17 protein-coding genes, 2 pseudogenes, 1 riboswitch and 2 other annotated features are annotated in these 25182 nt (G+C 36.9%); of the genes and pseudogenes, 16 read left to right on the top strand and 3 right to left on the bottom strand.

Going from position 1 to position 25182, the window contains the following annotated elements; translation table 11 throughout:
- Entirely contained in the window at positions 1–912 is a 912-nt protein-coding gene (locus EHR_RS01330; RefSeq protein ID WP_010738334.1) for a helix-turn-helix domain-containing protein, read from the top strand.
- Positions 913–1025: 113 nt separating this feature from the next.
- Here EHR_RS01330 and ndk read toward each other — a convergent pair whose 3' ends face one another.
- Positions 1026–1469 (bottom strand): nucleoside-diphosphate kinase, encoded by a 444-nt coding sequence (gene ndk / locus EHR_RS01325; RefSeq protein ID WP_010719910.1) that lies wholly within the window; start codon positions 1467–1469, stop codon positions 1026–1028.
- 219 nt (positions 1470–1688) lie between these two features.
- Positions 1689–1863, top strand: a riboswitch (M-box (ykoK) riboswitch).
- 347 nt (positions 1864–2210) lie between these two features.
- Here ndk and mgtA point away from each other — a divergent pair.
- The 7 genes from mgtA (at position 2211) to nhaC (ending at position 12078) form a co-directional block, all read left to right on the top strand.
- Positions 2211–4859 carry a magnesium-translocating P-type ATPase gene (gene mgtA, locus EHR_RS01320; protein ID WP_010738332.1) on the top strand — a complete coding sequence of 883 codons (2649 nt, stop codon included), beginning with the start codon at positions 2211–2213 and terminating at the stop codon, positions 4857–4859.
- A 196-nt stretch (positions 4860–5055) separates the two neighbouring features.
- A complete protein-coding gene (locus EHR_RS01315) occupies positions 5056–5745 on the top strand; it encodes an HAD family hydrolase (RefSeq protein ID WP_014834234.1) in 690 nt (229 codons plus the stop codon).
- A 57-nt stretch (positions 5746–5802) separates the two neighbouring features.
- Positions 5803–6038, top strand: a binding site (T-box leader).
- 39 nt (positions 6039–6077) lie between these two features.
- Positions 6078–6315 (top strand) — a binding site (T-box leader).
- A 62-nt stretch (positions 6316–6377) separates the two neighbouring features.
- A complete protein-coding gene (locus EHR_RS01310) occupies positions 6378–7451 on the top strand; it encodes a methionine ABC transporter ATP-binding protein (RefSeq protein ID WP_010738330.1) in 1074 nt (357 codons plus the stop codon).
- A gap of 1 nt (position 7452) precedes the next feature.
- The gene (locus EHR_RS01305) at positions 7453–8133 is read left to right on the top strand and encodes a methionine ABC transporter permease (RefSeq protein ID WP_010719905.1); all 681 of its coding nucleotides are present in this window, start codon (positions 7453–7455) and stop codon (positions 8131–8133) included.
- Between the two features lie 13 nt (positions 8134–8146).
- Positions 8147–8983 (top strand): MetQ/NlpA family ABC transporter substrate-binding protein, encoded by an 837-nt coding sequence (locus EHR_RS01300; RefSeq protein ID WP_010738329.1) that lies wholly within the window; start codon positions 8147–8149, stop codon positions 8981–8983.
- A 74-nt stretch (positions 8984–9057) separates the two neighbouring features.
- On the top strand, positions 9058–10293 hold the full coding sequence (locus EHR_RS01295; RefSeq protein WP_010738328.1) for a M20 family metallopeptidase: 1236 nt from the start codon (positions 9058–9060) through the stop codon (positions 10291–10293).
- Positions 10294–10665: 372 nt separating this feature from the next.
- Positions 10666–12078: a Na+/H+ antiporter NhaC gene (nhaC, locus tag EHR_RS01290; RefSeq protein ID WP_010738327.1), complete on the top strand. Its 1413-nt coding sequence runs from the start codon at positions 10666–10668 to the stop codon at positions 12076–12078.
- 69 nt (positions 12079–12147) lie between these two features.
- Here nhaC and EHR_RS01285 read toward each other — a convergent pair whose 3' ends face one another.
- Both EHR_RS01285 and EHR_RS01280 read right to left on the bottom strand, forming a co-directional pair.
- Positions 12148–12591: a DUF305 domain-containing protein gene (locus EHR_RS01285; protein WP_010738326.1), complete on the bottom strand. Its 444-nt coding sequence runs from the start codon at positions 12589–12591 to the stop codon at positions 12148–12150.
- Between the two features lie 131 nt (positions 12592–12722).
- Complete coding sequence (locus EHR_RS01280; protein WP_010719900.1) at positions 12723–14060, bottom strand: amino acid permease; 1338 nt, start codon at positions 14058–14060, stop codon at positions 12723–12725.
- Between the two features lie 348 nt (positions 14061–14408).
- Between EHR_RS01280 and EHR_RS01275 the strand changes: the two are divergent.
- From EHR_RS01275 to EHR_RS01235, 8 genes and pseudogenes are all read left to right on the top strand, one after another.
- Positions 14409–15295 (top strand): annotated as a pseudogene (locus tag EHR_RS01275) (WaaS/CpsH family glycosyltransferase).
- 320 nt (positions 15296–15615) lie between these two features.
- Positions 15616–16158, top strand: a complete 543-nt coding sequence (locus EHR_RS01270) for a YczE/YyaS/YitT family protein (RefSeq protein ID WP_014834230.1) — start codon at positions 15616–15618, stop codon at positions 16156–16158.
- A gap of 401 nt (positions 16159–16559) precedes the next feature.
- On the top strand, positions 16560–17768 hold the full coding sequence (locus tag EHR_RS01265) for an ammonium transporter (protein ID WP_010738323.1): 1209 nt from the start codon (positions 16560–16562) through the stop codon (positions 17766–17768).
- A 29-nt stretch (positions 17769–17797) separates the two neighbouring features.
- The gene (locus EHR_RS01260; protein WP_010738322.1) at positions 17798–19228 is read left to right on the top strand and encodes an amino acid permease; all 1431 of its coding nucleotides are present in this window, start codon (positions 17798–17800) and stop codon (positions 19226–19228) included.
- Positions 19229–19250: 22 nt separating this feature from the next.
- Positions 19251–20177, top strand: a complete 927-nt coding sequence (glsA, locus tag EHR_RS01255; RefSeq protein WP_010738321.1) for a glutaminase A — start codon at positions 19251–19253, stop codon at positions 20175–20177.
- Positions 20178–20438: 261 nt separating this feature from the next.
- Positions 20439–21887, top strand: a complete 1449-nt coding sequence (locus EHR_RS01250) for a BglG family transcription antiterminator (RefSeq protein ID WP_010738320.1) — start codon at positions 20439–20441, stop codon at positions 21885–21887.
- Positions 21888–22100: 213 nt separating this feature from the next.
- Positions 22101–23256 (top strand): annotated as a pseudogene (locus EHR_RS14660) (glycerate kinase family protein).
- Positions 23257–23605: 349 nt separating this feature from the next.
- The gene (locus tag EHR_RS01235; RefSeq protein WP_010738317.1) at positions 23606–25102 is read left to right on the top strand and encodes an Lsa family ABC-F type ribosomal protection protein; all 1497 of its coding nucleotides are present in this window, start codon (positions 23606–23608) and stop codon (positions 25100–25102) included.
- Positions 25103–25182: the final 80 nt, after the last annotated feature.

Below are 25182 nucleotides of genomic sequence, written 5' to 3'. Positions count from 1 at the left end.
ATGTATGATGGAGAATTAATCAAGCAACTTCGAGTGAATCGAAAGTTGACACAAACACAGTTAGCAAAGGGAATCTGTTCTAAAACATCTCTAGTAGGAATCGAAAATCATACCGTAAAGAAGATCTCTTTTTGTACACTAAAAGCCTTCTTGGAACGCTTAAATATTTCTTTGGCCGAATATGAATGGTTACGTAATCAGCTTGAAGAACCCAAAAAAACGAAGAAAAGTCGGCATCTTTTAAATAAAATCCAAGAAGAGAACTTTGATCCTTATAAGGAAATTGCCAACAACCGAAAGCAATATAAAAAAACAGCTGATTTATACTATTTAATGTTAAATCTACAGATGTTTTGGCAGACGAATGGAAAAATGGAGTTGCAATTAGAATTTCTAGGATATGAGTGTCGTACGATTGAAGAATACTTTATGAAAATCAGGGAATATGGTCATTTTGAGTTAGACATTCTTTCCAAGTATCCCTATATTTTCAGTGATTCATTTCTAGACAATCATTACTTGAAAATCAAAAAAAGAATGCGACAAATGACCGATTCTTTGAATGAAGACTATTTATTTACATTTTTAATGAATCTCACACTTTATTATATCGATAAAAAACGTTTCAAAAAAGCGCGTAGTATCAACCTCGATATGTCTCGCAGTTTGGCACACAAAGAAAAATCAACAATCATTTATGAAAGTTTGATGACAGAATACTACAGAAAGCTGATTGCACAAGCCTTAGGTGAACCACTTTCAAAAGAGTTGAATACTTTTTTTACGGTCATCGAATATACCCTAGGCAAGAAAGAGCGCAAACGTCTTGAAGAGAAACTTTTGGAAGTGATAAAAGAAGAAGAGAAAAAAATGATGTTGTTTGAACAGATTGCAAAAATAGAACAAGAATAAGTAAGGCAAGTGAATAAGAGTAGAAAAGACCTTGCAATAATCATTGACTAAACGAACTGTCAGGTACTTTTCTGCTCTTTCACTCAACTATCAGTAAGAGCAAATCTGTTTGGTCATTCAGGATGAACGATCTCAGATTTTTGCTTTTTTGTATCGAATAATGGGAAAAAACGATTGATTTCATTGGTTGCAGCATCTCTTGAATCAGATGCATGAATGATATTTTCAGTTCCAGGTAAGGCATAATCTCCACGAATCGTTCCAGGAACAGCATCTACAGCTTTAGTTGCACCGACCATCTTACGGACGATATCGATGACATCCTCTCCAGCTAAAACAAGATAGACTACTGGTCCCGAGGTCATATAATCAATTAATTCATCGAAAAAGCTCCGACCGCTTAAGTGATGATAATGCTCTTGTGCGAGTTCTTTTGTCATTGTTGCAAACTTCATTTCAGTAATTGCTAATCCTTTTTCTTCAAATCGTTGGATGATCCGCCCAATTAAATGACGTCTGACACCATCCGGTTTGATAATGACCAATGTACGTTCCATCTGATACACCCCTTTTTTTGTTATACCTTTATTATACTGGTGTCTGAGTAAACCCACAATCAAAGTGAAAAAGCTGATCAACATACGAGCTATTAAGTACAATAAGAATTTTCTAACCCCATCAATCAAAAACAATTTATTTACCATAAATGTTTGGAAAAAGCAAAAAATAAGTTTGACAATCGGTGCATAAGTTGTTATATTTACGAAGGAAAACTAAATAGGATTTGTTAGGTGAGGCTCCTATACAAACACAGGCTACTGCCCAAAAACGTCGAGAGACGCCAATGGGTAGAACAGGAATTGTCGAGACAAGGCTTTTCATAAGGTAGCTAAAAGCAAGGAATTGCTTTTTACGTTGTACAGTGTCAAAACTCAACGATGAGATCAAAGAAGCTTTTTTTTATGTGCTTTTTCGACCTTTCGCTGAATTTTTGATGAAAGGTCTTTTTGTGTTGAAACAATCCTAACAAACAAAAAATGGAGGTGGTTTCGTTGGGAAGTTGATGCTTTTAAAACGAAAGAGAAACAAGAACAATTCTATCAAGTTAAAGGAGATGAGAACAAATGGATGACAGTCCTGCGAAGAAAATAATGCGAGAGAAATTGCTGGCTGAGGCTATTATCTATCTGTTTTCAGCCCCTTTAAATACAGCATTTTCTCCATTACTCAACTAACTAAAAATAACCCAGCTTAAATAAGTATTGCTTATATTTACTGGGTCTAAGGAGAAAAATGAGATGGAAAAAAAGAGAGATACACAAAAAATGTATGCTGCATTTGCAGGAAAGACAAAACAAGAATTATTGAACTTCTTTCATTCGACTGATCAAGGAATGAAAGACGAACAAATTGAAGAATCAAGAGAAAAATATGGTGAAAATTCAATCTCTTATGGGAAGAAAACACCCTTTATTGTAGAAGCTTTAAAAGCTTATATTACACCATTCACCTTGGTATTGATTGCACTCGGAGTGATTTCATTTATCACAGAATACGTGTTAGCCGCTCCTGGGGATAAAGATTTATTTGGAGTAATTATCATCTTTACGATGGTCATCGTCAGTGGAACGATGACGTTGGTTCAATCTGTTCGCTCTAACCAAGCCGCAGAAAAATTAAAATCATTGGTAAAAGTAACCGCAGCAGTTAAACGTAACGGTGATTATACTGAGATTCCAATGGAAGAAATCGTTTGTGGAGACCTTGTTCGATTATCAGCAGGTGATATGATTCCTGCAGATATGCGTCTGTTGTCAGCCAAAGATTTATTTATTTCACAAGCTGCCTTAACTGGTGAAAGTTACCCTGTCGAAAAGCAAGCGATTGTTTACGATGATGAGACTTTGAGTGAAACTAGTTATGAAAATTTGGCTTTTATGGGAAGTAACGTTATCAGCGGGAGTGCTGAAGGTATTATTGTATCTGTTGGTAATGAAACATTATTTGGACATGTGGCTCAAACGCTCTCTGAAAAACCGATCAAATCAAGCTTTGAAATTGGTATTCATAAAACATCCATGTTATTGATCAAATTCATGGCTTTAATGGCACCAACAGTTATCGTTATCAATGGGTTGACTAAAGGGGATTGGCTGGAAGCTTTTCTATTCGGTTTATCTGTAGCAGTCGGTCTTACACCTGAAATGTTACCAATGATTGTTACTACGAACTTAGTTAAAGGCGCTAGTGTGATGGCGAAAAAAGGAACAGTCATCAAAAATTTGAATGCGATCCAAAACTTTGGTGCGATCGACGTGTTATGTACGGATAAAACTGGGACATTGACTCAAGATAAAATCATTTTAGAATACCACATGGATTGTTCTGGTAAAGAAGATGATCGTGTTTTACGCCATGCGTATTTAAATAGTTACTATCAAACAGGATTAAAAAATCTGTTGGATGTAGCAATTATTGATGAAGCCAAACAAACGTTAGCAACCGATAAAATCAATTACCGCAAAGTGGATGAAATTCCATTTGACTTTGAACGTCGTCGGATGAGTGTCGTTGTAGAGGACACCGCAGGTAAAACACAAATGATTACCAAAGGTGCGATCGAAGAGATGTTGAGTATCTCTAATTACATCGACATTGATGGGATCGTTAGTCCATTAACCAATGAAAAAAGAGAATCAGTTCTTGCAAAAGTGAGAGATTTAAATGAAGATGGTCTACGTGTAATCGGGGTGGCCCAAAAAACAAACCCAAGCGTAGTTGGCGAATTTTCAGTGAAAGATGAGTCAGATATGGTATTGATTGGATACCTTGCTTTCCTTGATCCTCCAAAAGAAACGACGAAACAAGCACTAAAAGCATTGAAAGATCATGGTGTCGCAGTCAAAGTCTTAACGGGTGATAATGAATTAGTCACTCGTTCGGTTTGTCGTCAAGTGGGTCTGGAAATTAATGAATTGATCACTGGCGAAAAGATTTCAGAAATGGATGATCGCGAATTAGCACAAGTTGCTGAAAATCATGAAGTATTTGTTAAATTGAATCCTCAACAAAAGGCTCGTTTAACGACTGCTTTACGTCAAAATGGCCATACCGTGGGCTTTTTAGGTGATGGTATCAATGATGCACCGGCAATGAAAGTAGCGGATATCGGTATTTCGGTTGATACAGCAGTAGATATCGCAAAAGAATCAGCCGATGTGATCTTACTAGAAAAAGATTTAACGATTTTAGAAAGAGGTCTTTTATCTGGTCGAGAAACATTTGGGAACATCATGAAATACATCAAGGCAACTGCAAGTTCAAACTTTGGGAATATGTTCTCTGTCTTAGTTGCTAGCACATTCTTACCATTCTTACCAATGTTGCCACTGCAAATTCTCTTTTTGAATTTGATTTACGATGTGTCTTGTATCTCACTTCCATGGGATAAAATGGATAAAGAATATCTACATGAGCCTAAAAAATGGGAAGCATCAAGCATTGGGAAATTTATGGTATATTTTGGACCTACGAGTTCGATTTTTGATATCACTACCTACTTATTGATGTACTTTATCATTTGTCCAGCAGTTGTAGGTGGAGATTTCCATACATTAGATGCACAACAAAAGATCGTATTTATTGCGTTGTTCCATGCAGGTTGGTTCGTTGAATCATTATGGTCACAAACATTAGTCCTACACGCACTACGGACACCAAAGATTCCATTTATTCAAAGCAATGCGACATTTGCGATGTTTACGATTACGACATTAGGAATCGTTGTAGGTTCGATTCTGCCATTTACAGGCTTTGGTGCAGAACTAGGTTTGATGCCGTTACCAGGAACTTACTGGACTTGGTTAGTCGTAACGATTTTAGCTTACTTGACATTAGTGACAATGGTCAAAAAATTCTATATTAAAAAATTTGGTGAACTATTGTAATGGTTGATGAATGAACACCGTTTACCCGTCCGTTCTCACCTCTAATCATGAGTTCGGGGCACTTCAAAAGTGCCTCGGACTCATTTTTTTCTATACCTTTCATTTTATTATGAAAGGAAAATATGATTCGTTCTGTGCAAATAACAATGAAACATGCTAAACTATGGATATTGTTTTCTGAAAGGAATAGTGAAAAATGAAAGGCGCAATATTTGATTTAGATGGACTATTAGTTGACACGGAGAAAACCTATCGTGATGGTTGGTTATGGGGATTCCAACAGTATGATTTAGCGATTCCAAAAGAAGTAGTAGATGCTTGGGGAGGTAAAAACTGGAAGCAAAGTTTTGACATCTTAGTGAAAGCAGCTGGAAGCCCTGAAAAAGTTCAAGAAGTTCGTGCTAAGCGTGAAGAATATTTTTATCAACAGCTTCATAACGGTGGGATACAATTAAAACCCTATGCGAAAGAAGTTTTAACTGAATTAAAAAAACGTGACTTACGACTTGGATTAGCGACAACGACAGTTACTAAAAGAGCGACTGATATCTTAGCCCAATTTGATTTGGCTAATTATTTTGATACGATGACATTCGGTGATGAAGTAAGTGAAAACAAGCCTTCACCTGTTCCTTACTTGACCGCTTTAGAAAGAACAAAATTAGTTGCTTCAGAAGCATTTGCAGTGGAAGATTCTTTAGTTGGAGCTACTTCTGCTTCCCGAGCTGGGATGGGCGTTGTTTTAATTCCAGATACTAGTTTTGAACGAAATTATACAGCAGAAGAAAAAGAAAAATTAAATTTACTTGCTGAAGGAAACGACTTACGAACTGTTATTGAAATGTTAGATAAAAAACAACAAAATAATTCAATCATTTTTTTGTAAACTTCTTCCTTGACTTTTAATTATGAGTACGGTAAATTATTCGCAACAACTAAATAAGTATATTCGTTGATAGGGAGAGTAAACTTGAACGATTTCCTAGAGAGGCTCTGTTTGGTGAAAAGAGTCAAATCCGCAAAGTTGAAAATGGCCTTGGAGAATAATTTGTCGATAAGTAGATAAATTCGGTCGTCGTTCAACCGTTAAACTGAACCCCAATCTCTCAGGAATGAGACGTTGGCTAGAGGGAAGGAAACTTCCGAATAAAGGTGGTACCACGATTCGTCGTCCTTTTACTAACATTTTTTGTTGGTAAGAGGATTTTTTTTATATATTTTTTTGCAATGATGTAGTAAGTACAGTTGGAAATCTTTTAACAGAGAGCTTCGGGAGCTGAGAAGAAGCAAAGAGGAACGATTGGAAAATGGCTACTGAGCATTTTACCCCAAGCATTTTGTGAGGCGGTAACGGCTGCGACCGGTATCTCGCTAGAGTATGTTTGTACTTGAAGAGGAGCGACATGTGAATGTGGCTTGAATATGAGGTGGTAACACGCAAAAAGGCGTCCTCAAGGAAATGATTGAGTTCATTTTCTTGAGGATGCCTTTTTTATTATACAACAAGGAGGAGAACGAATGATTGAGTTAAAAAACATCAGTGTCCATTTTGAGCAAAAAGGTAAAGACATCCCAGCTGTCAATGAAGTGAATTTATCGGTGTCCCAAGGAGATATCTATGGCATTGTGGGCTATTCTGGGGCAGGAAAAAGCACATTAGTTCGTGTGATGAATTTTTTACAGAAACCAACGAAGGGGGAAGTAATCATCCAACAGACGAATTTAGGTGATCTCACACCAAAAGAATTAAGAAAAGAACGGAAAACGATTGGTATGATTTTTCAACATTTCAACTTAATGGAAAGTCGCACAATTTTTGACAACGTTGATTTCTCCTTAAAGTATACTGGGAAATCAAAACAGGAACGTCGTCAGAAAGTAAGTGACTTACTGGATTTAGTAGGGTTAAAGGAAAAAGCTTCTGCCTATCCCAACCAATTATCTGGAGGACAGAAACAACGAGTAGCGATTGCGAGAGCTTTAGCAAATGATCCCAAAATATTGCTTTGTGATGAAGCGACGAGTGCCCTTGACCCAAAAACGACTCATCAAATTCTAGCGTTGCTCAAAAAATTAAATCGCCAATTAGGATTAACGATCGTCTTGATCACCCACGAAATGCAAGTAGTGAAAGAAATTTGTAATAAAGTGGCGGTGATGGAAGCTGGACGAATCATCGAAAGTGGAAGTAGTGTTCAAATTTTTAGTCATCCAAAAGAAGAACTAACGAAAGATTTTATACGTACAGCGACTCACTTAGATCAAGCATTGGAAAAGATTACTGGACAGCAAGGCTTTGCAGAAGAGCTTACGGATAAATGGCTAGTTGAACTGAGTTATGTGGGGAGCCAAACGAATGAACCATTGATTGCCCAGTTGTATAGCAAATACCAAGTAACAGCAAACATTCTTTATGGCAATATCGAATGGCTACAAGAAACACCGATAGGTAGCTTGGTGGTAACTTTAGCGGGAGATAGCATTCAAAAACAAAAAGCTCTAGATTATTTGATCCAATTAGGTATCAAAGTCAATCTCTTACAAAAACATGAAACACAAGAAAGAATCAAACTCGTTGAAGGAGGCGTTTAAGATGAACGAATGGCTCAAAAGCTATCTGCCAAATGTTTATTTGATCCCAGATGAATTCATTGAAGCGACAAAGCAAACACTATATATGACTTTCTGGTCTGCTTTGATTGGGGGAATCTTGGGCATTATATTAGGGGTGGTTTTAGTCGTTACCCGCCCTAAAGGATTAATTGAAAACCGCTTATGTTTTGAACTTTTTGATAAGGTGATCAATATCGTACGATCCATTCCATTTATCATTTTACTCTCTTTACTTGCATTGACGACTCGTTTTATTGTCGGAACAACAATTGGAGCAACGGCAGCACTAGTTCCTTTGATTGTCGGCATCGTTCCTTTTTTTGCTCGACAAATCGAAAATGCCTTGCTTGAAGTTGATCCCGGTGTTATCGAAGCTGCACAAGCAATGGGAACGAGTCCATTGGGTATCATTTTTCGTGTTTATTTACTGGAAGGACTACCTAGTATCATTCGTGTCTCAGCTTTAACGATCATCAATGTTATTGGCTTAACCGCAATGGCAGGTGCTGTAGGAGCTGGTGGTTTAGGAAATTTAGCTATTTCTCGGGGCTATAATCGATTTCAAACAGACGTAACGGTTGTTGCGACATTATTGATTTTGGCATTGGTGTTTTTAAGTCAATTTATCAGTAATTTTCTAATTAAAAAAATATCACATTAATGGAGGAGAAAAAATGAAAAAAGTGATTCGATTTGCTGTAGTGACATTCGTCGCATTATTTTGGTTGGCAGGCTGTAGTCAAGGAAAGGCAGATACAAAAACAAAAGAAACAACTGTCAAATTAGGGGTGATTGGTGAAGATACAGATGTTTGGGACGATGTAAAAGCACGTCTAAAAAAGGAGAATATTGAATTAGAATATGTAAAGTTTACCGATTATAATCAACCAAATGCGGCCTTAGCTGATGGCTCAATTGATTTGAATGCCTTTCAACACCAGTTCTTTTTAGATAACTATAATGAAGAACATGGCACAAATCTAGTTTCAATCGGAAACACCGTAAATGCCCCATTAGGAATCTATTCCAATACGATCAAAAAGATTGAGGAAGTAAAAGAAGGTGCAAAAGTAGCCATCCCTAATGATGTAACCAATGGGGGACGCGCTTTACTTCTTCTTCAATCAGCGGGGCTGATCAAAGTTGATCCATCGAAGGGACAGACTCCGACGATTTCTGATGTGACAGAAAACGATAAAAAACTTAAGCTCACAGAATTGGATGCTTCGCAAACAGCACGTGCGCTAAACGATGTGAGTCTTTCGGTCATCAATAGTGGGGTAGCAGTCGATGCAGGGTTCACACCAACGAAAGATGCAATTTTCTTAGAACCAGTGGATGATCGTGCCCGCCCTTATGTCAACATCATTGTTGCCCGAAAAGAAGATGAAACAAACCGTACGTATCAAAAAATCGTTGATACTTATCAAACTGAAGCAACTGCTAAAGTCATTGAAGAAACGTCAAAAGGTTCGAGTGTTCCAGCATGGAAAACCTTTGGTCGTAAATGAGCATCATCAGAAAGTACAGCTCAAATGAACTAGAAATTTTTATCGGAAGCCAGCATACAAGGAGGAATTTTTTTATGACTACATCAACTATTTCAACGAATCGATCCAGTTTATTGAAAGAAGCGATCCAAGAAAGATTACCAGAATATCAAGCACTTGCCTTGGATATCCATCAACATCCAGAAGTGAGCAATTACGAATTTTATTCATCTGCTGCATTGATTCGCCAGTTAGAAAAAGAAGGCTTTACAGTTGAAAAGGAGGTCGCTGGACACCGTACAGGATTTGCTGCTAGCTATCGCTCAGATAAACCAGGTCCGACGATTGCATTTTTAGCTGAATTTGATGCACTTCCTGGAATTGGACATGCGTGTGGACATAATCTTTTTGGAACGTATTCCGTATTAGCCGCGAGTATCATTAAGAAACAAATTGACGAAATTGGTGGTGAGATCCGAGTGTATGGAACACCAGGGGAAGAAGGAGGAGAGAATGGTTCAGCGAAAGGGAGCTTTGTTCGTGAGGGATTATTTGACGATGTGGCGGCTGCTTTATGTGCTCATCCAGCTTACCGTTACGGAAAAACAACCGAATCGCTAGCTAATGATCCAGTTGATATCAAATTTTATGGAGTTGCTTCTCACGCTGCTGCTGCACCCGAAAAGGGAGTTAACGCATTAGAAGCACTGATCCAAGTTTTTAATGGTATCAACGCACTACGCTTACAATTACCTAAAGATGTCAATATCCATGGGATCATCACTAACGGCGGAGTTGCTGCTAACGTCATCCCTGAATATGCTGCAGGACGTTTTTATTTACGGGCTGGCAATCGCCAAACATTAGATATAGTCTTTAAAAAAGTGGAACAAATCGTGAAAGGGGCTGCGTTGAGTACGGGCACAAGCTATGAATTTGGTTTGTTTCAAAATGCGGTAGATCATATGATTCCGACACCTTCTTTCGATGAGTTGTTTTTTACACATGCAAAAGCAGCTGGAGTTCCAGAAACGGAAATCGATGTAACAGAAAAGACCAGCTTAGGGTCCTCTGATGTAGGGAATGTCAGTCAAGTGATTCCGACGATTCAACCAACTATTTCGATTTCAGATGAGTATATCGCTGGACATTCAGAAGAGTTTAAAGCAGCCGCAAAAAGTGAAAAAGGGTTGGCATCGATCGCCATTGCAGCAGAACTATTAGCGGCTACCGCTTTAGATTTATTCGAACAACCAGCTTTATTGACAAAGATTCAGGAAGAACACCAACAACTTTTAGAAAAAAGTCAGTTAACTGGTTCGACTTTTTAAATAAATAATGATTTATGATTTGAAAAAAATAGTCATTTTGTATTGACAAAAAATCTCGCAGAAGGTAAACTTCATGAAAGTCAACTTTTCACATAGTAGCGTTTCAGGTGTTTTGTTCAGAAAGTCGGTGGTAGCTGCGAACCGATCAAGCCGAAATGTCGAATTACATGAAAAGGAATAAAAACTAAATAGTTAAATCAAAGTGAAAAACAGAACTGTTTTTAATTAAGGTGGTACCGCGGAGTCATTCGTCCTTAGTTGAAAATAGTTCTTTTTGTTTGATTAGAGGGGGAAATGCCCATGAATTGTGGCGGAGTCATTCGATATCTATTCTTTTTTAGTACTTCGATTAACTAAAAAAGGAGAATGATTATGAAGAAAAAAGGAAAACCGAGTTTTAAAGAAGCTGTATTTGTCTTATTGGTGATTGTGGCAAGTATAGCAATTGGGGTTGTCGGATTAAAATTATCACCAAACATTACGATCTTAGCAGCAATTGGAATGATCATGCTTTACGCTGTAGTGAAAAGATACCCAACAGAGTGGTTACATGAAGGAATTATCAATGGAATCAAACCGGGAATCATTCCGATTTTTATCTTTATATTAGTCGGCGCACTGATTGCGGTGTGGATCCAAGCAGGAATTATCCCGACACTTATGGTTATTGGTTTTAAATTGATAAGTGTCAAGTGGTTTGTTCCTTCTGTATTTGTTGTTTGTGCTATCGTCGGTAGTGCAGTAGGGAGTGCTTTTACTGTCATGTCAACGATTGGGATCGCATTTTTCGGTATTGGTACGACATTAGGAATTAATCCAGCGTTAGTCGTGGGATCAATTGTTTCAGGTGCTGTTTTTGGAGATAAAATGTCTCCTTTGTCAGAGTCAACCAATCTAGCCGCAGCAATCGTTGATGCCGATTTATTCAAGCACATAAAACATATGATGTGGTCTACGGTTCCAGCTTTTGTCGTTTCCTTCTTTTTGTTCATGGTTCTTGGACACACAAATAGAGAAACTAGTCTAACGGCTATCCGAGAAGTCACTGATATCCTGGAAGCAAACTTTACAATTTCTTTTTGGTCGTTGATTCCCTTGTTCTTAATGTTATTATGTGCTTGGAAAAAAGTACCAGCTATCTTGACTATTCTGTTAAATATAGCTGTGGCGGTGGGGATGATCTTTATTCAGAATCCGCAAACTTCTCTTAGTAGTTTAGCGACAGTGATTGAATCTGGATTCGTTGCAACTACTGGCAATCAACAAATTGATTCATTACTTAGTCGTGGTGGGATCGAAAGTATGATGCCAACTGTTTCTTTGATCATTTTAACATTATCACTTGGTGGATTACTCATTGAATTCGGTTTGATTTCAACTGTTATGGATGTCGTTTCTAAGAAAATGACCAATACACCAAAATTGATTTTCACCACATTGATGACAAGTATTGGTGTCAATCTCTTTATTGGAGAACAATTTTTATCAGTTATCTTACCTGGGAATGCGTTCAAAGAGACTTACCAGAAAGCTGGGTTTGACCCAACTGTTTTAGGTAGAACGTTAGAAGATGGTGGCACAGTGATCAATTACCTTGTACCTTGGGGAATTGCGGGCAGCTTTGTAGCTAGTACCTTTGGGATTCCAACCCTCACATACTTACCATTTGTCTTTTTCAGTTTACTCTCACCAGTTTTTTCAATGGTTAGCGCCTTTACTGGATTAGGGATCGAAAAAATAGACGAAAAGCCGAATGGAACGCTTGGTATCGATACAAACGAATAAACTCTCGGAATATTTGAATCAAAAAAACGCTCAAAACAGCAATGTTTCGGGCGTTTTTTTACGATATACTTATTTTTGTTCTTCAATCAACTTCTTCATTTGTTCGATTTCTTTTTCTTGCGCTTCGATGATGTCGTTTGCTAATTTCTTGACTTCAGGATCTTTCAAATTGGCACGTTTACTGGTTAAAATAGCAATCGAATGATGAGGGATCATGGCTTTCATCCAAGCGACATCACTGACTGTTGTTTGACTACGGACCATAAACAAAGAACCGGCAAATACTAAGACACTTACCCCTAAAATGATTTTGTTCAATGTTTTATTCTCATACATTTTCCACATAAATAAGAGCATGATGATCGCCATTACAGCGCCCATCATCAATGCCATGAACACCCGTGTACGACTAAAGAAAAGATGATCGATCGAGTAGACGTTCAAATACATCATACCAAACATGATGACGGTCGATACCCCAATCATTAATAAAAATTTCCAATACTTTGTCATTTAAAAACACTCCTTTTATTTTTTCCCCAACTTTTATCTTCTCAGCTTACAAAAAAACAAGCAACTAAATTGTTTGGTACAACTTAGTTGCTTGTTTTTGGCTTAAGGAACTCAAGCTATTTATAGGGCTTTTAAGCAAAGATATCATTTTTCTTGCGGTAGCTAAAGAAAATCACCAAGTAAAGAAGGGCAGTCAATAATGTCACACCAATTGAATTAGTGAAGAAGATTCCCACAAAGATCAATCCTAAAACTACGATTGCTAATAAGTTTACCCCTTTTTCAAAAAGAGAACCTTTCTTTAAAGCAAGGATAAAGGCTGCAATACTGATCATAAGCCAGATGACTAAGACAGTGTAGGAAAGAGAACCAGCCAAATAGCCAAATAGTTTGTCACCAACAAAGTAAGAAAGAACAACGCCTAAATATAAAACACTTGCGCAAAATAATACGGAACGTTGTGGAACATGGTGTTTATTCAAAACAGATAGTTTTTTTGCTGCACCTTTTTTGTCTTTTAAACGGAAATACAGCAAACGTGAAGAAGCATATACACCTGAGTTGATGGAAGAAAAGAGCGCTAAGATGATCACAAAGTTTACAAGATCAGCGGCAAATGGAATATGCATTTTTTCAAATACCATCACAAATGGGCTAGCAGATGAGTTTGCCAAGGTATCCCAAGGAAAAATGATTAACAACAAGAACAATGGAATGATATAAAATGAAATGATTCGTCCCATTACTCCACGAATTGCCTTAGGAATCGCTTTTTTGGGATTGTCGGCTTCACTTACTGTGATCGCAATCAATTCTGAACCACCATAAGAATATATAACTACGAGTAGCGAGTTGACGATTCCTTTCATACCATGAGGGGCAAAGCCACCATGATCCGTAATACTGTTTAGTGTAGGAAAGACCCCAATGTCAAACATTTGATGACCTACCAGGTATATCCCGAAGATAATCAACAATATGATTACGCTGATTTTAGCAAATGCCAACCAATACTCAGTTTCAGCAAATAACCGCACAGAATATAAATTAATCAACGTTGTCAACACGGCTAGAATTAAGACAAAGGTCCAAGGTGGAATCGTTGGAAACCATAATTGTAAGAAGGATGCTGCCGCTACAGCTTCGGCAATAATATTGATCGTCCATAATGAATAGTAAACCCAGTCGATAAAGTCAGCAGAATGGGCACCTAAAAAAGGTCGAACAAGCCCCGATAATCCATGCTGGGTATCCCCGTCATCTAAAACTAATTTACCAAGACCATTCATTACGATGAATAAAACAGCCCCACCAATCAAAAAAGCAATCAAGACACCAGGACCGGCAATCCCAATAGCTTCGCCACTTCCTTTAAATAGTCCCGCACCAATAGCACCCCCCAGTGCTAGCATCGTGATGTGTCTGGAACTTAGTTGTTTTTTTAGTTTGTTTGTTTCAGTTTTCTCCATAAGCAACCCCTTTTCTAAGACTAAACTATTGACGACGAAACAATCATAGTCAAATGATTGATAACTATATTAAGTAGAAAAATAACTTTTTATATCATAGCAAATTATCTGACAATTTCAACAATTCTGTAAATAAAAATTTCTACTTTAATGAAAACATCATATGTTTGTCATAAATTTCCTATGTAAACGTAAAACTTGATAGTAGGAGCAAACCCTAATAAGAGAGCGTTTTGTTTGTCTTTTCCTAAGGGAAGAAATTATGATAGCAAAAAATCACTAATTTTCATGTTACTATTGAATTAATCAAATGAACCATAATGGTCATAGGAAAGTGAGGAAACCAGAATGTCAAAATTGCCTATCTTATTGGTTGCAAAAGATAAAGCGTTGTATTTTTTACCCTCGATTGATTCATTAGATGTCATTTCGGGAAAAGATTTATTAGATCCAGTGTATTTTAATTTTTTCCATCCCAAATTGAAAGAATATGAATTGATCGTTTTTTAGATTATGGATTCGAAACGGAAATAGCTGCGAAGATCCGCCCTTATACAACAGCTAAAATCGTTTTATACTTTTGGAATCATTTGAAAGAAGAGGAACACTTTCGAATGCTTCAACAAGCACAAAACGAATCGGCCGTCGATGAAATATACCATTTTGACCGGATAGAGGCGCAAAAACTTGGATTACGCCACAATAGTTCATTTTATTCTAAAAAGATGAAGATTCCTCAGGTGGAAGTCACTTCTGATTTGTTTTTTGGTGCCACTGATAATGGTCGTAAGGAGCTAGCAGAGAGTTATCGCAAGGAATTTGAACAGCGTGGACTTACAACCAATTATTATATTTTACCTTCACGAGGAAATGAGCAGGCGAATTATCTTTCTTACGCAGATTATTTAGCATTGACCGCACAATCACAAGGAATTTTAGAACTCATGAGAGCAGGTCAAAAAGGGGTCACTTTACGAACTTTTGAATCTAGTTTTTTTGAGAAAAAGTTAGTGACTGACAATGAAGCAATTAAAAGCTACTATTTTTATAATCCTCAAAATATCTTTTTACTGCAGGAACGAAATTTGGATGAATTGCCGGAATTTCTGCATTCACCTTTTCAGCCAGTTGATCCGAACATTTTAAACTTTTTTGATGTCAATAATTGGGCTCAAAGGTTTTTATGGCTAGATAAAGTAGACTTTGAAAAATATGAGTATCATAAAGAAGATTAAGAATGTATGGGTGAAAAAGCTGGAAAAATTTTTTAGAAAAACAGTCGTTCTTTTAACGATGTAAACCTTTTCTCATTATACCAGATAAATCGCTTCCTTTTACGTTAATTATTTCAGTGGTAGCCGTAATAGTTGATAGTTATTTCTTCCTATTTAATAGTAAAATAGGCTCCATAGGTTTAGTTGGCGTATCAGATATGATAAATGTATCGTCATTTGTTTAATATCTGATCGTTCAACAAGCGGATCTTTTGGTTTGATGGAGGAAAAATGAATAGATTAGAACGAAAAAAATAATACAAGTGATTTTAGGGACAAGTATGATTGCATTAGCGATCACATTATTGATCACTGCACATAAAGGCGCAGATACGATCAGTGTTTTTTTATTAGGTATGTTGACGTTGATTGATATTCCCTTTTGGGTAGCTAGTTTGTTGTTTAATGCAGTAGTGTTAGGAATCGTTGCTATCTTCAATCGAAAAGAATTAGGGATCGGTAGTTTAATCAATGGTTTTGGATTGGGATTACTGATTGGACAGATTGAACCATGGCTAAATAAACTTTCAGTTAACATGACTGGCTATTCGATCATGGCAGTTCTTTTAGCCCCTATTTTATTTGGGGTTGGAGCGGGATTATATGTTTCTTCAAACAAAGGATCTGCTGCATTAGAAGCACTGACTCAATTGCTTTTTAAATTTACGGGATTTAGTTTAACTTTTATTCGGATCGGTTTAGATGCACTAATGGTCATTGTGGGCGTATTATTAGGTGCCCCTATTGGTATCGGAACACTTCTATGTGTACTAGCGATTGGACCAATCTTTGGATTAACACTAAAGCAATTGAATAGAGTTTAAACGTGTGAAGCAATTCTGTGCAAATCGAACATCATATTTATATGTATTACATAGAAAGAGTCGGATTGATATCCAGACTCTTTTTTGTTTTGTTTACTAATGATTCAGTTTAATGAAAAAATAAAGAGAAAGTTTATTTTTGTTCAAAAAGTTGAACGATAACAAAATAAAAAACAAAAAACAGCATTATTTTTGTGCGAATTTTCTCTGGAAATCCATCAGACAGCTAGATAAAGTGATTAAAAAAACGGATACATATTAAATAAGGTAAGACTTTTAAGAAGTAATTAGACCAATATTTTAGTTTATTTCGGATTTGACGATACAAAACGCAAAAAGATAAACAAAAAACAGATGTTAAAATTTCTTATACTCAAACCATAGAAAAGAGGTGAAAACGAATGAATCATTTACCTATCAATACAGGTGATACAGCATTTATGATTTTATGTACCGCAATGGTTTGCTTGATGACTCCTGGCTTGGCATTTTTTTATGGCGGGTTGGCACGGAAAAATAACATCACAACTATTATGGCACAGTCGTTTCTTTCAGTAGGAATAACAACTTTGATGTGGATATTTGGTGGTTTTGGATTAGCTTTCGGTAGAGATATCGGTGGACTAATTGGTAATCCAGCTGACTTTTTTTTAATGAAGCATGTCTCTAACGCACCTAATTTATTACATGGAGCAACGATTCCTTTTTTGATGTTCTTTTTATATCAATTGATGTTCATCGTAATCACCGTTCCATTGATGACGGGGGCCTTTGCTGGAAGATTGAATCTTAAAGGTTATGTTTTGCTTTTGATTTTTTGGAATCTTCTGATTTATTTCCCTGTTTGTCACTGGATATGGGGAGGCGGATTTTTAGCACAATTAGGCTTCCGAGATTTTGCTGGTGGTGCTGTCATCCATACGACTGCAGGGTTCGGCTCGCTGGCATGTATTTTGACACTTGGACAAAGAAAGATTCCTGCTTCTGAACGATCAGGACATAGTAGTTTGATGGCAGCAGCTATTGGAACAGGTCTTCTTTGGTTTGGCTGGTTTGGATTTAATGCTGGAGGGGCACTCCGAGCAGATTACCAAGCGGTCAATGCTTTTGGTTCAACTTTTGTTGCGTTGGCATTTGCGATGATGACGTGGTTGATCTTAGCGAAAATCAGAGGGAATGGTTTTGATTTTGTCGACATTTTAACTGGTTCTGTCGCTGGACTTGCAACAGTTACACCGTGTGCAGGCTATATCAATCCAAGAAGTGCCATCATCATCGGAATTATTGCCGGAATTGTTTGTCAGTATGCTGTTGCATTTCGTAAGAAGAAAAATTGGGATGATGCACTTGATGTATGGGGTGTACATGGCATGGGTGGTTTTACTGGAACCATCTTAATTGGGCTTTTTGCTACAAATGCTCATTTGCTCTCTGATTCACACAGCTGGTTCCTATTAGGTGTTCAAATCATCGGTGTTTGTCTAGTTGCCTTATACGCTTATGCGCTCACAGCAGGTATCTTAAAGAGCATCATGTGTCTAACGATCATCACGACGACGAAAGAAGAACAAGAAGAAGGATTAGATTTCACGTTTTTTGAAAATAAATAAATTAAATATAGTAGAAAAGAGGAAGTTTCATGCAAGAAAGCAAAGCGAAAATTCCTGCGAAGAAATTAACATTTTTTGGCTTTTTAGCCATGACGATCTCAATGGTTGTTTCACTTTATGAGTACCCAACATTTGCGACATCGGGCTTTAGTTTGGTTTTCTTCCTGTTGTTAGGCGGTTTGTTATGGTTTATTCCGGTAGCATTATGCGCGGCTGAAATGGCAACTGTTAAAGGCTGGGAAAAAGGCGGTGTCTACACTTGGGTAAGTCGCACGCTAGGTAAAAGATTTGGATTTGCTGCTATCTTTTTCCAATGGTTTGAAATCACAGTTGGTTACTTAACGATGCTGTATTTCCTGACAGGAGCATTATCTTATGCAACAGGAATCTCTGCGATTCAAAATAATAAGTTTTTGAAATTAGCGATTCTTTTAATTATTTTTTGGGCTATTTTATTGTCTCAATTAAGAGGGACAAAATATACTTCATTGATTGCTCGGATCGGGTTTATTGCAGGGATCTTGTTACCAGCACTAGTTCTATTCGGATTAGGTATCCACTATGTGGCTTCTGGCGCACCCTTACAAACGACACTATCAATGAAAACATTGATACCTGATTTCTCAAAATTACCAACATTAGTCGTTTTTGTTTCATTTATTTTAGCGTATATGGGGGTAGAAACTTCCGCTAGTCATGCAAATGAAATGGAAAATCCTAAAAAGAATTATCCACTAGCGATGTTCGTATTAGTTATATTAGCGATTATTTTGGATACATTTGGTGGATTGACAGTGGCAACAACTGTTCCTCAACAAGGATTATCACTCAATACAGGGGTTATTCAATCTCTTGAATTTTTATTGCGACACATTGATCCTAGTCTTGCTTGGATTGCAAAAATTCTTGCTATCTTAGTGTGCTTAGGGGTTATTGGAGAAATTGCATCATGGGTCACTTCACCATCTAAAGCCTTACATGTGGCTGCCGAAGAAGGTTTATTACCCGCACATTTTGCGAAAGAAAATGCTTATGGTGTACCGGCAAACTTAATGATTGCTAATGGGATCGTTGCATCCATTTGGGCAACTGTCTTTACATTAAGTGGTGGCGGAAATAATTTATCCTTCCTTGCAGCTATGTCACTAACAGTAGTTATCTATTTGATGCTGTATTTTATGTTTTTTATTGGCTATTTAAAATTAGTTTACAAAGATGATTCATTAGAACGGGCTTATCAAGTGCCAGGTGGAAAAGTTGTCAAAACTATTGTCGCTTGTTTAGGATTATTGACTTCACTATTTGCCTTTTGTATTTCTTTTGTACCACCTTCAAGTATTGCTGCAGGACAACATGGAATCTATGAAACGATTTTAGTCATTTCATATCTCATTGTTGCAGTTATTCCTTTTACGATTTATGCATGTCGTCATAAATTTCAACATGCAAATAATAAATAAAAATTGAAAGCTGGTTATTAAAATGGATGTCAAAGAATTAGAACAATTGATTGGGAAAAATTTCCACTACTATCAAACAGGACATGTAGCAGATTATATCCCAGCGCTTGCGCAAGTAAATCCGGAACAATTAGGAATGGCAATTTATGATTTGAAGAAAAATCAATTAATCGAAGCGGGTGATTCGCAAGTTCGTTTTGCGATTGAAAGCATGTCAAAAGTCCCCGTATTATTATTAGCCATCCAAGATAATGGCATCGATAAAGTCTTTCAAACGATCAATACAGAACCAACAGGTTTTGCTTTTAACTCGATTTTGAATATGGAACTCAATCATCGTCATCATCCAATGAATCCATTTGTGAATGCTGGTGCGATTGCAACCACTTCTTTGATTGCCGGAAAAGATCCAGAGGACAAATTCAATCGTATTTTAGCTTTTATGAAAGAAATTTGTGATGATCCTCAAATTACATTGAACGAAGAAATTTATCATTCTGAATCAAGAACTGGGGATATTAATCGCTCCTTGGCTTATTACATGAAAGGTAATCAAATGATCGACGGAGATGTATCAGAAATCCTCGATGTGTATTTTAAACAATGTTCAGTAAATGTGACTGCTAAAGGGATTGCCAAGTTAGGCGCTGTCTTAGCGAATAAAGGTATTGCTCCTTGGAGTGGACAACAAATCATTACAGAAGAAAGCGCAACGATTGTCAAATCAATTATGACAACTGCAGGATTGTACGATGAATCAGGGGAATTTTCTGTTCATGTCGGTGTTCCAGCTAAAAGTGGTGTCGGTGGGGGCCTAATGGTAGCTGTTCCTAATTATTATGGCATGGGTGTTTTCAGCCCAGCATTAGATGCTTTTGGTAATAGCGCAGCTGGAATCCAACTTTTAAAAGATGTTGTCGAAAAACTCGATGTTGATATTTTTGACTAAAATTAGCGAGAAAGTATTAAGCAGAATGATGAAAGACAGATTCCTCCTTAGTTGAATCTTTTTTACTCGATGCAAAAAATGCTTCACTGTCATTTATTTATAGTTAATGATTGGTTTGTTCGGGCTGGGAAGAAGCTTTTTCCCAGCTCAGACTTTTTTATTTTGTTTTTGTAAACGTTTTCCTTTTAAGGAAATAAAAAAATGGGTTTTAAGTAATATGTTTAAATAAGTATATATATAAATTAGAGGAGCGAAAAAGGCATGTTGGAAAATTACATTGAGCGGAATATTTCGAGAAAAGTCTATCTTTGTGAGCAATTATTTGAATTTCAAGAAATAGATATCGAATATATTGCCAAAATGTTAGGTGTGACAATGCCTACTGTGTTACACGATCTTGAAAGTATCACCGAATGTTTAGAATATTGTATCGAAGACATTAAGCGAGAAAAGCATATCTATAGAGTCATATTTAAACATGGTATTGAATTATCAGAGTTAACACAGTTTTTATATGGACAATCGTATTTTTTAAAATTTTTAAGTTATTATTTTAGAGGGCAATTCACTAGTACGGAATTATCAGATCTTGAGTTTATCTCTTTAAGTAAAGTTTATACGATCAAAAAGACAGTCTTAGATTTCTTTAAAGCTAATTCCTATTTAAGAAATAAACAAATTATCATTCCTGAATTTGACGTGCGAAATCTTTTACTTTCCTTAGTGAGATACATTAATTGGGAAGGGTATGAAAATAAAAATCATCAAGTAATAGATGCTTGTCACCAATTGATTGATTTTGTCGAAACACATTTTTTCAAACGAAGATATTCTGAGGAAGATAGATTTTTGATTGTTCGAGGAATTGAAATAGCGATTGGACGTAAAGAATATCCTCTTTATTTTGATGAAGAAGATAAAAAGTCAGCTGAAAAAAAGCCTTTATTTCATATTGTTAGCCAAGGGTTAGCTGAACAAAAAGAACATTTAGATATACAAGAAGAAGACGTGTATTATATTTTTTCGTTATTTAACACACGAAATTATACGAACGAAAATATGGAATTATTGAAAAAAGATTTTGAAGCTGTTTATACCAGTTTCATTGAAAACACGCCTTGTCTCCATGAGCTAATCGAAAAAATTGTAACTAGAATTGACAAAAATTGTAAAAATGATTTTATTTTAAAAAAATCATTTTTACAGTTTATTCGTACGATCTGGGCAGATGGTCAAGTATTTCTCCCTGATCAAATCTATTTATTAACTACTGCAGAAAAAAAACTGTATGAGGATATCATAGTTATTCTCAATGATTGGAAGGAAACATACTATCCAAAAGTAAGATGGAATCACAACTTGATCAGAAAATTTGTCAAAAGTATGACCTTGATTACAGACGAAAAAGAAGAACAACCTACTGAAATTTTCATTGTGGCTCCTAGTGTTGTAAAGCAAATTTTTTATCGTGAACTACTCATGTCCGAAATGAATGAATATACTGAACTGAATCCAATGATTTATCATTCGTTAGAAGAATTACCAGATGAATGCTTGTATTTTACGCACAGAATCGTGTATTGTGATTATACTGTATATCAATGTGGATTTGACACTGAAAACACGAGGGTGATACCAATTTCTTTGAACAGGAAATATGAGCATCTTAATACCACATGGTCGGTTGTTTCAAATAAAAAGCACTTATAAACAGCAAGAATCAAATAGCAATAATCGAAAGTGGGCGTTCAAGAAGGAAGTGAATTCTTGAACGTCACTTTTCTATTTATGAAAAACAGCCTCGCTAATTGTTTAGCCCCATCCGTGTATTGTTTTTTGCAAATTTTCAACTTGTATTGGTTGTCAAAAAAAGAGAAACATGTCTTACTAGTAAGGAGAGCAACGTACAGAGGAGGAACGACAATGACGATCTTAGCAGCCATTGATTCATTTAAAGGAAGTGCCTCATCGTTTGAATTAAATCAAGCAGCTTTGAACGGCTGGTTTTCAAAAAAAGGAGAAAAAATCAATCGCCCGATTGCTGATGGAGGAGAAGGAACAGCAGAGGCGATCTATCATGCTTTAGGTGGTCAATGGCGGGTAATCGAAGGGGGAGATCTGCTTTTTCGAAAAGTAAGTTGCAGATATTTACTCACGGTTTATGCGGGAAAACGCCTGGCAGTGATTGAATCAACTGAAGTAATCGGTCTTGATTTATTAAAGGAGCCAACTGATCAAACGATTCGATCAGCTTCTAGCTTTGGCTTGGGAGAACTTTTGAAAGATGCTTTGACACAAGAGGTTGATCAGGTGATTGTCACATTAGGTGGGAGTGGCTGTTCAGATGATTGTCACATTAGGTGGGAGTGGCTGTTCAGATGGTGGCTTAGGTCTGTTGCAGTCGCTAGGAGCCAAGTTAGTTGGGGCTACAGAGGGAAATCCACTGCTGACGACGAAACGAATCGAGTGGGGCAAAAGCCGTGAAAAATTCAAAAAGGTTCAATTGCTAGTTGCTGCTGATGTGACAAGTTTTTACAGTGGCCCACAAGGAGCAGCTCAAATTTACGGTAAGCAAAAAGGTGGTACAAAAACAACTTTAGCATTTCTGGACAAACAGGCAACGAATTTAACCGAACAGATAAAACAAACGACTAATATTGATTTAAATGCTGTTTCTGGAAGTGGGGCTGCTGGTGGAATCGGTGGAGCGTTATTGCTTGTCGGTGGTAAAATGGTTTCTGGTTTTTCACTTGTTGCTCAACTGATTGGTTTAGAAGAAGCCATCAAACAAGCAGATCTCGTGATCACAGGTGAGGGACGAATCGATCAGCAGACGATCAATGGGAAAGTACCATATGGTGTAGCTAAACTGGCAAAGAAACATGGGAAAAAAGTTATTGCGTTATGTGGCAGTCGCGAAAAAAATCTTGGACGATTAGATGAATTTCTGCCAAGTGTTTTTAGTATCCAGCTAGGACCGATTGAATTGAAAAAAGCCTTAAATCGTCAAGAAACCCTTGAAAAAGTAGCGATTATGACACATAATCTCAGCCGATTAGTGGAAGATGATTTATCTTAGTTGACAGTTTAAAAATAATTATGTTAACCTAATGACAAATAAAACGAAGTGAGGGATCTTGCCATTGAAAAACTAAGTCAATGATTGAAAGCTGCATTAAGGCTATTTTATTAATGAGAAAAGTGCATAAATTACATTAATCACGATGTTTGAGTGAAGAGAAACGGTCTAACGATTGCCCGTTGAAGCTTGCTCATGCAGAATTTAATGTGAAAAACACTTACTCAATAAAAAATAGCAGGCAGATTTTCAGAATTGGCGAGTTTTCATTGGTGGGGTCTCTTTTTATATCCCTTCTTTGGCGACCAGTTCTGAAAATAGGACTGGTCTTTTTTATAGGAGGATATAAATGTCGAAGATAGAAATTAAAAATTTAACTTTTGGTTATGACAATCAAGTGCTACCCTTATTTGATCAAGCTACATTGAATTTTGATACTACTTGGAAATTAGGGTTGATCGGTCGGAATGGACGTGGAAAAACGACATTATTGAACATTTTACAAGATAAACTACCTTATCAAGGACAGATTATCCATCAGCAAGAATTTAACTATTTCCCTCAAGAAATTGGAGAAGAAGCACAATTTACTTATGATGCGTTGAATGAGATAGCTGATGTCGAACTTTTGGAAATCGAAAGAGAACTACAATTAATGGAAACTGACCCAGAGATTTTGTGGCGACCATTTCACACACTGTCTGGTGGTGAAAAAACAAAAGTACTCTTAGTACTGCTTTTTGTTGATGATCAGCATTTTCCTTTGATCGATGAGCCGACGAATCATTTGGATTTAGTCGGAAGAAAACAAGTAGCTAATTACTTGCAGAAAAAAAATCAAGGATTTATCGTGATCAGCCATGATCGCGGATTTATCGATGAAGTGGTCGATCATGTATTAGCAATTGAAAAAAGCCAATTAGAACTGTATCAGGGGAACTTTTCAGTATATGAAGAGCAAAAGCAGTTAAAAAATGAGTTTGAGATTGCCCAAAATGAAAAAATCAAAAAAGAAGTCACGCGCTTGAAGAAAACTGCAGCAGAAAAAGCAGAGTGGTCCCGCTCTCGTGAGGGAGATAAGACGAAAAAAAGCGTTGGGTTTATCGATACTGAAAATCGTAGAGTGAATCGTGGTGCAATTGGCGCGGATGCCGCTCGAACGATGAAACGCTCGAAAGCAATCGTGAATCGGATGGAAACGCAAATCGGGGAAAAAGAAAAATTATTGAAGGATATCGAATATGTAGAGCCTTTGTCAATGAATGTCAAAAAAACACATCATAAACGATTGCTGACTGTGGAGAATTTACAGCTGGGGTATCAACAGCTGCTTTTTTCGCCCGTTAATTTTACGATTGACCAAAACGAATGTGTGGCGTTGACAGGGGGAAACGGTATAGGGAAATCTACGATCATCCATTATCTTTTAGACGATTTTGATGGAATAACTGCAGGTACGATCCATAAGCCTAATCAACTAACGATCAGTTACGTGCGTCAGAATTATGAAGATAATCGAGGTACGCTCAGTGAATTTGCAGAAAAGCAAAAAGTTGATTATCAAACATTTTTAAATAATCTCCGCAAGTTAGGGATGGAAAGAGAAGTCTTTCATAACCGAATTGAGCAGATGAGTATGGGGCAACGCAAAAAAGTTGAACTAGCCAAGTCGCTTTCTCAAGAAGCGGAATTATATATTTGGGATGAACCGTTGAACTATTTAGATGTCTTCAATCAAGTCCAGTTGGAGCAACTGATTTTATCGTTTAAACCTGCAATGTTGGTTGTGGATCATGACCAAGTCTTCTTAAATAAAATAGCTGATCGACTCATTTCACTCAAATAACTCATTGTCATCAATAAGTAGTGAAACTTGTTTTGCTCATTAGTTATGTTACAATCGAGCCAGAACAAACAAAGGAGCGT

Origin of the sequence: Enterococcus hirae ATCC 9790 (assembly GCF_000271405.2) — a bacterium.
Lineage (GTDB): Bacteria > Bacillota > Bacilli > Lactobacillales > Enterococcaceae > Enterococcus_B > Enterococcus_B hirae.
The sequence above is the reverse complement of the archived record's forward strand: the minus strand, read 5'-3'. Positions and strand labels throughout refer to the sequence as shown.

Excerpts from the sequence above, each read along its gene's own strand:
- EHR_RS01330 (WP_010738334.1), top strand. The coding sequence starts at position 1 with ATGTATGATGGAGAATTAATCAAGCAACTTCGAGTGAATCGAAAGTTG.
- ndk (WP_010719910.1), bottom strand. The coding sequence starts at position 1,469 with ATGGAACGTACATTGGTCATTATCAAACCGGATGGTGTCAGACGTCAT.
- mgtA (WP_010738332.1), top strand. The coding sequence starts at position 2,211 with ATGGAAAAAAAGAGAGATACACAAAAAATGTATGCTGCATTTGCAGGA.
- EHR_RS01315 (WP_014834234.1), top strand. The coding sequence starts at position 5,056 with ATGAAAGGCGCAATATTTGATTTAGATGGACTATTAGTTGACACGGAG.
- EHR_RS01310 (WP_010738330.1), top strand. The coding sequence starts at position 6,378 with ATGATTGAGTTAAAAAACATCAGTGTCCATTTTGAGCAAAAAGGTAAA.
- EHR_RS01305 (WP_010719905.1), top strand. The coding sequence starts at position 7,453 with ATGAACGAATGGCTCAAAAGCTATCTGCCAAATGTTTATTTGATCCCA.
- EHR_RS01300 (WP_010738329.1), top strand. The coding sequence starts at position 8,147 with ATGAAAAAAGTGATTCGATTTGCTGTAGTGACATTCGTCGCATTATTT.
- EHR_RS01295 (WP_010738328.1), top strand. The coding sequence starts at position 9,058 with ATGACTACATCAACTATTTCAACGAATCGATCCAGTTTATTGAAAGAA.
- nhaC (WP_010738327.1), top strand. The coding sequence starts at position 10,666 with ATGAAGAAAAAAGGAAAACCGAGTTTTAAAGAAGCTGTATTTGTCTTA.
- EHR_RS01285 (WP_010738326.1), bottom strand. The coding sequence starts at position 12,591 with ATGACAAAGTATTGGAAATTTTTATTAATGATTGGGGTATCGACCGTC.
- EHR_RS01280 (WP_010719900.1), bottom strand. The coding sequence starts at position 14,060 with ATGGAGAAAACTGAAACAAACAAACTAAAAAAACAACTAAGTTCCAGA.
- EHR_RS01270 (WP_014834230.1), top strand. The coding sequence starts at position 15,616 with ATGATTGCATTAGCGATCACATTATTGATCACTGCACATAAAGGCGCA.
- EHR_RS01265 (WP_010738323.1), top strand. The coding sequence starts at position 16,560 with ATGAATCATTTACCTATCAATACAGGTGATACAGCATTTATGATTTTA.
- EHR_RS01260 (WP_010738322.1), top strand. The coding sequence starts at position 17,798 with ATGCAAGAAAGCAAAGCGAAAATTCCTGCGAAGAAATTAACATTTTTT.
- glsA (WP_010738321.1), top strand. The coding sequence starts at position 19,251 with ATGGATGTCAAAGAATTAGAACAATTGATTGGGAAAAATTTCCACTAC.
- EHR_RS01250 (WP_010738320.1), top strand. The coding sequence starts at position 20,439 with ATGTTGGAAAATTACATTGAGCGGAATATTTCGAGAAAAGTCTATCTT.
- EHR_RS01235 (WP_010738317.1), top strand. The coding sequence starts at position 23,606 with ATGTCGAAGATAGAAATTAAAAATTTAACTTTTGGTTATGACAATCAA.